Source organism: Marinicrinis lubricantis, assembly GCF_042658665.1.
In the GTDB taxonomy this organism is placed as follows: Bacteria; Bacillota; Bacilli; order Paenibacillales; family KCTC-33676; genus Marinicrinis; species Marinicrinis lubricantis.
The window spans coordinates 50815-62115 of record NZ_JBHSQV010000185.1; the positions used below are offsets into that span (position 1 = coordinate 50815).

At 49.6% G+C, this 11301-nt stretch carries 10 protein-coding genes; 2 read left to right on the plus strand and 8 right to left on the minus strand.

The window, feature by feature from the left end; translation table 11 throughout:
* Nucleotides 1-4: 4 nt before the first annotated feature.
* The 5 genes from floA to ACFPXP_RS20835 form a co-directional block, all read right to left on the minus strand.
* A complete protein-coding gene (gene floA, locus ACFPXP_RS20815; protein ID WP_379896365.1) occupies nt 5-1009 on the minus strand; it encodes a flotillin-like protein FloA in 1005 nt (334 codons plus the stop codon).
* Between the two features lie 48 nt (nt 1010-1057).
* The gene (locus ACFPXP_RS20820; protein WP_379896366.1) at nt 1058-2422 is read right to left on the minus strand and encodes an NfeD family protein; all 1365 of its coding nucleotides are present in this window, start codon (nt 2420-2422) and stop codon (nt 1058-1060) included.
* Nucleotides 2423-2604: 182 nt separating this feature from the next.
* On the minus strand, nt 2605-3048 hold the full coding sequence (locus ACFPXP_RS20825; protein WP_379896367.1) for a GatB/YqeY domain-containing protein: 444 nt from the start codon (nt 3046-3048) through the stop codon (nt 2605-2607).
* A 16-nt stretch (nt 3049-3064) separates the two neighbouring features.
* The gene (rpsU, locus tag ACFPXP_RS20830) at nt 3065-3238 is read right to left on the minus strand and encodes a 30S ribosomal protein S21 (RefSeq protein WP_379896368.1); all 174 of its coding nucleotides are present in this window, start codon (nt 3236-3238) and stop codon (nt 3065-3067) included.
* Between the two features lie 80 nt (nt 3239-3318).
* Nucleotides 3319-3663, minus strand: coding sequence for a histidine triad nucleotide-binding protein (locus tag ACFPXP_RS20835; protein WP_379896369.1), 345 nt, complete (start codon nt 3661-3663; stop codon nt 3319-3321).
* Nucleotides 3664-3757: 94 nt separating this feature from the next.
* Here ACFPXP_RS20835 and ACFPXP_RS20840 point away from each other — a divergent pair, with 94 nt between their 5' ends.
* The gene (locus ACFPXP_RS20840; RefSeq protein ID WP_379896460.1) at nt 3758-5194 is read left to right on the plus strand and encodes an NAD-dependent malic enzyme; all 1437 of its coding nucleotides are present in this window, start codon (nt 3758-3760) and stop codon (nt 5192-5194) included.
* 81 nt (nt 5195-5275) lie between these two features.
* On the opposite strand, the gene ACFPXP_RS20845 is transcribed toward ACFPXP_RS20840, so the two are convergent.
* On the minus strand, nt 5276-5833 hold the full coding sequence (locus tag ACFPXP_RS20845) for a hypothetical protein (RefSeq protein WP_379896370.1): 558 nt from the start codon (nt 5831-5833) through the stop codon (nt 5276-5278).
* 265 nt (nt 5834-6098) lie between these two features.
* Between ACFPXP_RS20845 and ACFPXP_RS20850 the strand changes: the two genes are divergently transcribed.
* A complete protein-coding gene (locus ACFPXP_RS20850) occupies nt 6099-6404 on the plus strand; it encodes a hypothetical protein (protein WP_379896371.1) in 306 nt (101 codons plus the stop codon).
* Between the two features lie 265 nt (nt 6405-6669).
* Here the strand turns inward: ACFPXP_RS20850 and ACFPXP_RS20855 are convergent, their stop codons facing one another.
* The gene (locus ACFPXP_RS20855) at nt 6670-10107 is read right to left on the minus strand and encodes an AAA family ATPase (RefSeq protein ID WP_379896372.1); all 3438 of its coding nucleotides are present in this window, start codon (nt 10105-10107) and stop codon (nt 6670-6672) included.
* Nucleotides 10104-11291: an exonuclease SbcCD subunit D gene (locus ACFPXP_RS20860; protein ID WP_379896373.1), complete on the minus strand. Its 1188-nt coding sequence runs from the start codon at nt 11289-11291 to the stop codon at nt 10104-10106. The genes ACFPXP_RS20855 and ACFPXP_RS20860 overlap by 4 nt, the downstream gene beginning before the upstream one ends.
* Between the last annotated feature and the right edge of the window lie 10 nt (nt 11292-11301).

Below are 11301 nucleotides of genomic sequence, written 5' to 3' on the forward strand. Positions count from 1 at the left end.
ATCATTATTCACCGAGGTCCTTATTATCCCGATCGCTCGTACCGCTCATATTTCCGAACGAATTTCTCATTTGCGTATCGGCATCAATGTTCCTGTAATTCATATAGTCCATTACGCCCATATTCCCTTGCTTGAGCGCTTCTGCCATCGCTAGAGGAATTTGCGATTCCGCTTCGACCACCTTCGCGCGCATTTCTGCCACTCTGGCCGTCATTTCTTGTTCCAGCGCAACCGCCATCGCCCTTCTTTCTTCCGCCTTTGCCTGAGCGATTTGCTTATCCGCTTCCGCTTGATCCGTCTGCAGCTGAGCACCGATATTTCGACCTACATCAACATCTGCAATATCAATCGACAAAATTTCAAAGGCAGTTCCGGAATCAAGTCCCTTATCCAGTACAGTTCTAGAAATAGAGTCTGGATTTTCCAACGTTTCTTTGTGACTGGCTGCGGAACCGACAGTGGTAACAATCCCTTCACCGACACGGGCGATGATCGTCTCCTCACCAGCACCCCCGACTAAGCGGTCGATGTTTGCACGCACCGTCACCCGAGCAATAACCTTTACTTCAATCCCGTCTCTCGCCACAGCGGAAACGACCGGCGTTTCGATCACTTTCGGATTGACACTCATCTGCACCGCTTGCAATACATCGCGGCCGGCCAAATCAATCGCTGCTGCTCTTTCAAAAATCAAATCGATATTCGCGCGCTGCGCGGCAATTAGCGCGTTGACAACCCGGTCAACGTTACCGCCTGCCAAGTAATGGCTTTCCAATTGGTTAATGCTGAGACCCAGACCAGCTTTGTGCGCCTTGATCAACGGATTTACAATTCGGCTTGGAATAACACGTCTAAGACGCATAGCGACAAGTGTAATAATTCCGACACGTACCCCCGAAGATATGGCTGTAATCCACAGCATCAGCGGGAAGAAGCTGAAAAATACAGATAATGCAATGATGGCGACGGCTATGATCACCAACAATGTAACAGTTTCCATGTGATACATCTTCCTTTCTCAATTGTCGAATATTTATATTCCTCAAGCAAAGCTTGATTAGGAATCTTGATGAGGAGAGGCAATTTGTTGCACAACGACACGGCTGCCTTCTACCTTTATTACCTGAATTCGAGAGCCCTTTTGAATATATTCTCCCGAAGTCACGACGTCCACACGTCTGCCGCCCTCCAGCAGCATCGTTCCGGCTGGACGCAGATGCGTCAGCGCTTCTCCAATCTGGTTCATCAACTCAGACTGTTTCTGTGTGAAGGCTTCGTCTTGATTCAACTGCTCTTTCAATATAAATCGATTCCAAACACCGCGATGCTTAAATATTTTTGCCACGATCGCGACAATAATAACTGCAATGACGAAGGCAATCCCCAATGAGATGAGCGCACTGCCTGTATCCGCAGCGGCCATGACGACGCCAATAATCAAGCTGACCGTTCCGAGCGTCCCCAATATACCGAAGCTAGGAATAAATACTTCAGCAATCAGAAGCGCGATCCCCAGGAAAAACAAGAAGACATTCTCCATTCCGGCAAAGCCCGCAATATAGTGCCCGAAGAAATAAATTCCGAACGAAACGATCCCCAAAATGCCAGGAAATCCAAAGCCGGGTACGAGCATCTCGATGGCAATCCCTGCGATACCAATGATGAGGAGCAAGGTCGTAATCACTGAGCTGGAAACAAATCTCGCCAGCTCTTCAAAAAAAGTCGGCTCCACATGAATGATTCCTGATTGACTATGGCCAATCTGTTCCAGCACCTCATCTAGGTTACGAGCAGTGCCTTCTGCATAACCTGCTTTCACAGCCTGTTCCGCAGTAAAGGTGACGAGCTGATTCTTGCCAAACGTTTTTCCTATTTCGGGAATGTCGACAACCATTTGATCATCGACCATACCTTCGGCATACGTCTTATTGCGCCCGTTCAATTCCGCAGCACTGCTCATCTCTGCTTTCCAGAACGATACTGTTTTCGAATCTGTGACTCTTTCGCCGGAGCTGCCGTTTACTACGGCCGCATCCCCAATCGTTGAGCCAGGCGCCATAATGATTTCGTCTGCGTGTAGAGAAATGTAGCTTCCTGCCGAAATCGCTTTTCCTTCGACAAACATCGTCGTCGGAATATCTAGAGCGCTGATCATATCCGCAATTTCCATCGCCTTATCAATCCGACCGCCTAATGTATCAACGGTGAAAATGATATGCTGCGCTCTTGCATCCTCCGCTTCCTGTACCGCTCTCTCTAAAAAGCTGTGCAGACCGGATTCGATCGACTGCTCAATGGGAATGACATAGACCAAGTCGTTCGGACTTGTCGGTTCATCCGCTTGCGCGTGAAGAGTGCCTCCGACTGTCATGCATATCATAAACAGAAGAAGCATCGTTCTCCGAAACCATAGACTTTGCATGTATACCTAACCTCCGTATCGGCAAACTTCTATTTCATGATATCTTATACGTTACGATACCATACTCCGTTTCATGTGAGAAATATGAAATTTCATCATTGCTGGGAAATCTAAGTGTCTGAAATAATTTTGCATGCAAAAAAACACTCCTATAAAGGAGTGTTTTTTTGCTGAAGCTTATTTTATGGCAGCAGCTGCTGCACCAATTGGTTAACAAGCTTTCCGTCGGCCCTTCCTTTTACCTTGGGCATAAGGGCACTCATCACCTTACCCATGTCCGCTTTGGAAGAGGCACCTACTTCTTGGATGGTCTGTTGTACTATAGATTTTACTTCTTCTTCCGTTAATTGGGCGGGCATATACTGGGTAATGACGTCAATTTCCTGCCGCAAGTTTGCCGCTAAATCTTCGCGACCCGCTTTCTCAAATTCTTGGAGGGAATCTTTCCTTTGCTTTAGTTCGCGATTCAGAATATCAAGCACTTCGCTGTCTTCCAGGGTTTTCTTCTGGTCAATCTCCACGTTCTTTATCGAGGAACGGATCATACGGATAACGGAGAGTTTGAATTTATCCTGGTCCTTCATCGCTTGCTTCATATCTTGATTCAATCGTTCGCTTAAGCTCATGTCAGTATTGTTCCTCCTAGAACTTTCTCTTACGAGCAGCCTCAGACTTTTTCTTGCGCTTCACGCTAGGCTTCTCATAATGTTTACGCTTTTTTACTTCTGCCAATACTCCGTCTTTTGCAATTGTACGCTTAAAGCGACGCAGTGCGGCATCAAGTGATTCATTTTTGCGAACTTTCGTTTCAGACACCAGCTTTCCCTCCCTCCGAGCAGACCGTCCAAAGAAAACGGTATATCAAACAACATTATATGTTATGGAAGCGGACAGTGTCAACCATTCAAGGCGCCTAGTTTTTCACCGCCCAGCAAGTGGTAGTGAATGTGAAATACGACCTGTCCGGCATCCTGATTACAATTGTTGATCAGACGGTATCCGCTCTCGTGAATTCCGAACTCTTTAGCGATTTGACCCGCGGCCAAATGAATTTCACCAAGCAGAAATGCATCTTCTGTTTCTAAATCATTCATGGTAGGAATATGTTTTTTGGGAATAATTAAGATATGTATTTTCGCTTGAGGCGAAATGTCGTGAAATGCAACGACGTGTTCATTCTCAAATACTTTGTTGGAAGGCACTTCACCTTGGACAATTTTGCAAAAAATACAATTTTCCATTGACCTGACTCCTTCTACAATATAGTTCTTTCTATTTTACCTGAAAAGGGGCGTTCTCGTCCATTCTGGAAGGAAATCATCATACAGGAGGCACATAATGAACAATTTAGGCGGGAAAAGCTTTATTCTTCGCTTGGAAATGACAAACGAACAAATGAAGTTCGCGGAAATCGCTGCAGCAGTATCCAAATCTGGCGGAGATATGGTTGCGATCGATGTGATCTCCACATCTCCGAGTTTCAGTATTCGAGATATTACCGTAACGACCGACAGCAATTCGAAAATGGACACCATCATTCAAAGAGTAGAACAATTGGATGGGGTCAAACTTCTTCACGTTTCCGATCGGACCTTTTTACTCCATCTGGGCGGAAAAATCGAGACAAAACCGAAAACACCGATCACGAACCGTGACGATTTGTCCCGGGTATATACACCGGATGTGGCAAGGGTATGCATGGCCATCCATGAACAGCCTGACAAGGCCTACAACTTGACCATCAAAAGAAACACCATTGCCGTGATAACAGATTCCAGCGCCGTGCTCGGTTTAGGGACCATTCACCCAAACGCAGCTATGCCGGTGATGGAAGGGAAAGCGATGCTGTTTAAGCAGTTGGCCAATGTCGATGCTTTCCCGATCAGCCTGAATACACGCGATACGGAGGAAATCATCGAAACGATCATTCGCATATCACCTGCCTTCGGCGGCATCAATCTGGAAGATATCGCCTCTCCCCGCTGCTTCGAAATCGAAGAGCGGCTGCGCAAAGAGCTGGATATTCCCGTTTTTCACGATGACCAGCATGGCACGGCAGTAGTCCTGTATGCCGCACTGCTGAATGCGCTCAGAACCATAGGGAAAAGCATCAAGGATGTGAAGGTGGTCGTCTGCGGGATCGGTGCGGCAGGTGTCGCCTGCAGCAAAATACTGCTGGCCGGCGGCGTCAAAGAATTGATCGGTGTAGATCGCGCCGGCGCGCTGCATCGTGAAGAGAGCTACGACAATCCGATTTGGCAGTGGTATGCGGAGCATACGAATCCGAATGCTGTGAAGGGTTCCTTAAGTGAAGTTATTAAAGGAGCAGATGTTTTTATTGGCTTGTCAGCCGGAGGAATTCTAAAGCGTGAGGATGTACAGAGCATGGCGAAGCAGCCGATTGTGTTCGCAATGGCCAATCCCGAACCGGAAATCAAACCCGAGTTGATTGAGGATATTGCCGCAGTCGTTGCGACAGGCAGATCGGATTACCCGAATCAAATCAATAATGTCCTTTGCTTTCCGGGCATGTTCAGAGCAGCCTTGGATTGCAGAGCCAAAGAAATCAATGAGCCGATGAAGCTCGCTGCAGCGGAAGCAATTGCCTCCGTGATCTCTGATGCCGAGTTAAGCCCATCTTACATCATTCCAAGCGTATTTAACGATCAGGTCGTGCCGATGATTCGCAGAAGAGTCATCGAAGCAGCCATCCAAACCGGTATGGCCCGCAAAATCCCTAAAGATATTCATCATGTATATAACTTTCCATAAAAAAACATGCCCCCGCAATCGTTTCTAGGCAGCGGGGGCCTTCCATATTCGCGAAAATATTCGCAACGAATGCCTTTGCCACTAGATAAAGAATGGAAGCAGCGAAAGACCGGCTATTCCACCGAGTGGATATCCGAATCGGCGGAAGTACCATGGATAGCCGAAACCGAACGGATAACCGTAGCCGAAGCCAAAACCGAATGGATATCTCGTTTGTCCGGTTGTACCGTATCCTGTCGGTCCATATCCGCCTGGATATCCATATCCCCCGTATCCTCCAGGGAAACCTCCATATTGGCCCGGTTGATAGCCATATCCCGGATAACCTGGATAGCCTTGCAAACCTGGCACATAACCACCCGGATAACCGTATCCGCCTACTGTTCCCGGTAAAGCTCCCGTTCCCGTATAGCCCGGTACTCCATAACCGTAGCCATAACCGGGATAAACGCCAGTTGATGTGTAAGGGTACCTGTATGATCCAGTTTGAGCTACTCCCGGTACTGGCATCGCTAAGTATACATTCTCTTCATCCACGTTTTCGATGATTGCATGCATCGTCTGACCATCTTTCGTGTGAATCATCACAAATTGATTGACATGCTTTTTGCATAACTCGTAAGCTTCTTTTTTGTGCATTACGAACACCTCCAAAGGCAGTATATTCGCCTATGGGCATTTGGCTACTGCGAGCAGCATTTTTTTAAAAAGTACGCTTCAAAATCGTGTTGGCATAAGCCTGCCCCCCTGAAATTAGGGTATTCCCGGAATCCCCCTCCCCCGAAACTGAAGGCTGATTCATCGGCTCGCCCTTATCTATATGAGCTAATTTTTTTGTGCTGAACGGCGACATATAGATGTGATAAAATAGGAAGAGCTTGCGTCAATAGAAGGAGAGAACTTGATGAATTCAAAGGAAATCGAAGAGAAAATCATCGAGCAGTTCAAACAGGATGAGGAAATGATGATTCTTGTATTTACGCAGTGGTGCGTCAACCACGATCTTGATCCGATGGAGATTTATTTAAAAGCTTATCCCGATCAACAACATAATCCCCGTTTGCTGAAAATGATGGAGCTCGCCGTCCCGAAAGAGGAAGCCGGTCATATTCCCGATGAAACCTTATTAGGAGTGCTCGATTTATACGGAAATCATGATCTGGCATCGGTAACCATGGAGGAGAAAGCAAACCAATTGAAGCGCTCCTAAATTGTGAGCTGCATATCACATCTTCCCTGCGCGCATAATGCATGATGAAAGTACAACGCGCTTGGAAGGAGGGAAACTCATGTCCCGCAATATCAACAATGAAGCAAATCAAAAGCAAAAGGGAAACCAACAGGACGATATGACTGCAAAATCAAAGAAAAAATAATGATTTAAAAACGGCTGCCCGCCGATAAAAAGGACCTCCAACGGTTAGTGTGATCTAACGAATTGGGGTCACTTCAAATCGCGGGCAGCCCTTTTTATTTTACAACGCTTCTAAATGAACTCGGCTGCCGAGTCCTGTATCGTTCGCTGACGTGACGATCAGCTTGCGCGGGAGTCTGGCCCTTAATTCCGGCACGTGACTGATAACGCCGACGCTGACATGATCATTGCGCAGCTTTTCAAGTGCGTTTACAACAGTCTCTAATAAATCTGGATCCAATGTGCCAAAGCCTTCATCCAGGAAGAAAAATTCTAGAGGGAATTGTCCACGAAGCTGAATCTGTGAGCTTAAAGCAAGTGCCAACGCTAGCGAGGTTAAGAAGGTTTCACCGCCAGACAGCGTGGAAACCGGTCTTCTTAAGCCGCCATTATGCTGATCTCTGATGATAAAGCCACCTGCGGAATCCACCTCAATTGCATATCGCCCTCGTGTCAATTGTCCCAGTCGTTCGGACGCCAAGCGGCTTACCTGCATCATTTGCTCCTCGGCAATGTATTCTACAAAGGCATTTCCTCTCAGGATCGTCTGCAGATGGGCATATTGATCCAGCACATGTTTCGTTTCATCGGCCGCTTTTCTCAACTGCAGCCACAATGTATGCTTTGCGGATAACTCCTCCACATCCCTTTCAGCTTTCGCCTGCTCAGATAGCAGCGAATCCACCTGCGCTTTGACCGAATGCAGCTGTTCTGTCATTTGAACCCACTGTTCTTCACTGACCCGGTCTTCTCCCAGTTTGATTTCCAGATCTTTGATTTTTAGGAGCAGTTGTTGATGGGTCTCGCGGAATTGTTTAATTTCTGCAGCCCAACGCTGAATCTCCTCTGGAGCAGATAAAGCTTCCCTAAAGACAGCTTCGTCGTTGAATGGACTCGACTCCAACGCCTGCAGCCATTCCTTCTCGGTTCTTGATTTCTCCTCCTGCAAACGGCTGCCGGCTTCCTCCGCTCTGGAAAATGCATTATCAGCCTGGCTGACGGCCGCTCGAGCCGCATCCTGCTGGACCAACAGCTCCTGCTCCTTTTGTTTCAGTTCGTCATAACGGGTTTCCGCTTCCGACAATGCCTTCCGGGGCTCAAGTAGACCACACCAGTCCTGAAGCCTCTTGGACTTCTCAGAAATCAGCTGTCGGATACCCTGAAGCCGGGTGGAAGCTTCCAGACACTGCTTTTCCGTAACAGAAAATGCCTCTTTGAGCTGCTGGAGCTGCTCTCGTTTCGTCTCTAGAAACTCGATACTGGTATCCAGCCGTTTCCTCAGCTCTTCCGACTGCTGCTCCTTCTCTTCCATGGCGGCATGCACAGCGTCGATCTCTTCAAAGGTAAACGGCTCATATTTCTCCGCCCATTCTTTGATCGCGAGCTTCAGCTGAGTGGCTGCCTTCTGCTGCCTGTCATTGCTCTCCCGTTCCGAATCCATTAAAGCTTCTTTCAACAGCCGCCTTTCCCGCGCCTGCCACTGAAATTCTGTATACCTTTGAAGTGCTTGACGGCAATCGTCCAGCACGGTAGGAAGGCTGCTGCGATAGCGGTCTACGACTCGCTCAGTGGCTGCAAATTGTTCCATCCAGGACGTGTTATCCAGTACCGCATGGACATCCAGCTGCTCGGCCGCCGGCGCCGCCTCGGCGATCATGCCATCTTCTGCTTGAGGGAAATCCCCACCAGATACATGATTTCGCATTTCAGCCAGCAGGCGTTCCGCTTCCTTCTCCAGCGATTTATTATCGGTCAGCAAGGCTCTGCAGGTATCCAATGCTTCTCGGAGTCTGTGCATCTCATCAGAGCTTTGTACTCCGTCAAGCGGATGCCGCCGATCATCGCCTGCTAGTTCCGGGTGATGAGTAGAGCCGCAAACCGGACACGGCTCCCCATCCGCCAATTGAGCAGCCAGCTCTGCAGCGAGCCGCTCCCGTTCGCGTTCCAGACGTTCCCGCTCCAGCCGCTCCAGCCATGACGGACCCTGCAGTATAAAGCTCTCCAGCTGCTGTCTCGCGGAGAGCAAATACCCTAGCTCTTCCAGCAGCTGCAGCATATGCTGCGAAACTTGTTCCGAATGTAACTTAACCGCAGCTGCATCTTCAGCTTCTATGCGTTCGGCTTCGTTCAGCCTTTCCTTCAACTTGGCATACTCGGCTCCTGTGGTGTGAGCCACCGTCTCCAATGTTTGCAAGGGCAGCTTGTCCTTGAAGGCATCCCGAATACGCCTGCGCTGCAGAGCGTCCGTCTCGAGATTCTTCCACTCTTCCTTGAGACGGTTCTGCTTTTCCGCTGCACGCTTCAGCAAGTCTTGGAGCTGCGCCAGCTCCTGCTGCTGTTTCCCAAGCTGATCTGCATATTGTTCATGACTTTGCGATAGTCGCTTCTCTTCCCGCATATGCTCGGAGAGCTCTGATTCCAGCTCCACCGCCTGCTTGAATCGCTGAATATCCTCGAGCAGTTTAGGCTCTTCACGCTGGCGCAGCTGCTGAATGTCCAGTACCTGCTGCTGAATTTGTAAAAATGCTTGATCTTGCAGGCGTTTCGCTTCTTCGGCCTGCTTTATGTCCCGTTCGGCTTCACGCGAGCGTTTCTCCGTATCCTTCCACCTTTTCCAGTACGGCTCTAAACCGGAAGCCGCTTCTGCTTGAGAAACGCGCAGCTCCTTGGACCGAATCGCTTCCTCCTGCTGCGTCAGCTCGGACAGCTGCTTTATGTAATGCTCCCGCTCCAGTTGGTAGCCGCGGATCGCTTTCATCCGCTCATAAGATGCTTCCATACCGCGCTGCCGTTCCAGCGCTTCCTGCCGTCTGCTCTCCGCTTCCTTGAGCCTGGTCTTCGCTGCTTCAACGGTTTCTGCTGAAGCCTCCCCAAGACCTTCCAGCTTGGCGCTTTGCTGTTTGAATAGGATGTCGGTCTGCTTCACCTTCTGACTCAGCTTCATCTGCAGCTGATCTCCGTACTGCTCCAGATTAAACAGCCTTTGCAGCATTTGTCTTCGTTCGCTGCCCTTGAGCGACAAAAATTCTGCAAATTTCCCCTGCGGCAGCACGACGGCTCTGGTAAAGTCCTGCATACTCAAGCCCAGCAGTTGCTCAATCTTTTGATTGACATCCGTCCCTTTGTCGGCGAGTACATGTTCTCCATCCACGTCGAAACGAGTCAGCCTGCAGGCGCTCGTCGCAATAGACAGTTCATTCGTACGTTTAAATTGACGCTCCACCTGATAAGACACTCTTCCGCCCGGCTCCGAAAGCTCGAACGTAAACGAAACGTACAGCTTGTCCTCGCTTTGATTCATAATGCCCTGTGTCCCGCCGGAGGCTCTTTCTACTTTTCCATAGAGCGCAAGCGTCAGCGCATCGAGAATCGTCGACTTGCCGCTTCCGGTTGGGCCGAAAATACCGAAAACTCCGCCTTCGCACAGCACGGTAAAATCGATCGTCTGAAGCTCCCGATAGCTCTGCAGCCCGCTGATTTTTAACGTTACCGGTTTCATCCGATTCCCTCCAATGCCGTCTCGTCTTCCTCATCCCGGCTCGCGAGCTCCATAAACAAGCGGATCAGCTCATCACTTGCCTCCCCGCCTCCAGTCTGGCGGCTGTAGAACCTGCGAAACAGCTCATCCAGCGGCAGCGCCAGCCGCTGTCCTGGCGCATCTTGGCGCTCCATCTCAGGAAAGATCGGCCGAATGTGAATGATGCCGGAATGCAGACTTCGCAGCTTATGGATATCCTCCAGCGTCAGCGCATCCGTCAAATGGATTTTCAAATCAATCCACGCATCCGCATCGATGCCCTCTTCAAGCCAGCTGTAGACCTGCTGCAGACCGTTCTTCGCATCCCACGCGACCAATGGTTTTCCAGAACGAAGAAACCGTTCCTCATACCGAACCGGCTGCCCCGCAGCAGCTTCTATAATCGTCACCGACTTCGCCTGACCTGCTTCGGAAAAGCTGTATGCCAGCGGTGAGCCGGAATAACGAACCAGCGAAGGACCTTTCACGTTTTGCGGACGGTGCAAATGGCCAAGCGCCGTATAATGAGCGCCGACATCGAAAGCAGAAGGATCGACTGTATATGCGCCGCCCACCTGTACAGGACGTTCCGAGTCGGATTCCGCACCGCCCAATGTATAAAGGTGGCTCATGATCAGGTTGACGCTATGTGCGGAAAATGCCTTCGATGCCTGCTCCATCATGCTGCGAATCACTGCGGAGTATGCCTTTTGCAGACGCCCTTCATCCGCTTCCGCTGTCAGCGCCTGCTTCAGCCTCGATTCAGAAGGATAGGAGAACGGAATGATGATCGCCTCCTCTTCGTCCCGACCGACACGAAGCTTGAGCGGCTCCAACCGAGGCAGACCATACAGATGAATCCCGTACTTTTCGGCAATCGGGTGAGAGGCCATCAGCCGATCCGGACTGTCATGGTTGCCGGAAATAACAGCGATCGGTATGCGTCCGTTCTGCGTCAGCCTAACGATTGAATCATAAAACAGCTGTTCCGCCGCTGCCGGCGGGTTTACAGTATCGTAGACGTCGCCAGCCATAACAATCAAATCGATCTGATCGTCCTTGACGATCTCCACCATTTCATTCAGCACATCCTCCTGTTCCGGAAGACGGCTTCTCCCCTCGAGTGTTTTCCCCAAATGCCAATCCGCCGTATGAAGAATTCGCATATTTCCCCTC

What these genes read in the sequence shown, in the direction of transcription:
- ACFPXP_RS20845 (WP_379896370.1), bottom strand. Translation starts at nt 5,833, where the DNA reads ATGCACAAAAAAGAAGCTTACGAGTTATGCAAAAAGCATGTCAATCAA.
- ACFPXP_RS20855 (WP_379896372.1), bottom strand. Translation starts at nt 10,107, where the DNA reads ATGAAACCGGTAACGTTAAAAATCAGCGGGCTGCAGAGCTATCGGGAG.
- ACFPXP_RS20835 (WP_379896369.1), bottom strand. Translation starts at nt 3,663, where the DNA reads ATGGAAAATTGTATTTTTTGCAAAATTGTCCAAGGTGAAGTGCCTTCC.
- floA (WP_379896365.1), bottom strand. Translation starts at nt 1,009, where the DNA reads ATGTATCACATGGAAACTGTTACATTGTTGGTGATCATAGCCGTCGCC.
- ACFPXP_RS20860 (WP_379896373.1), bottom strand. Translation starts at nt 11,291, where the DNA reads ATGCGAATTCTTCATACGGCGGATTGGCATTTGGGGAAAACACTCGAG.
- ACFPXP_RS20820 (WP_379896366.1), bottom strand. Translation starts at nt 2,422, where the DNA reads ATGCAAAGTCTATGGTTTCGGAGAACGATGCTTCTTCTGTTTATGATA.
- ACFPXP_RS20850 (WP_379896371.1), top strand. Translation starts at nt 6,099, where the DNA reads ATGAATTCAAAGGAAATCGAAGAGAAAATCATCGAGCAGTTCAAACAG.
- ACFPXP_RS20825 (WP_379896367.1), bottom strand. Translation starts at nt 3,048, where the DNA reads ATGAGCTTAAGCGAACGATTGAATCAAGATATGAAGCAAGCGATGAAG.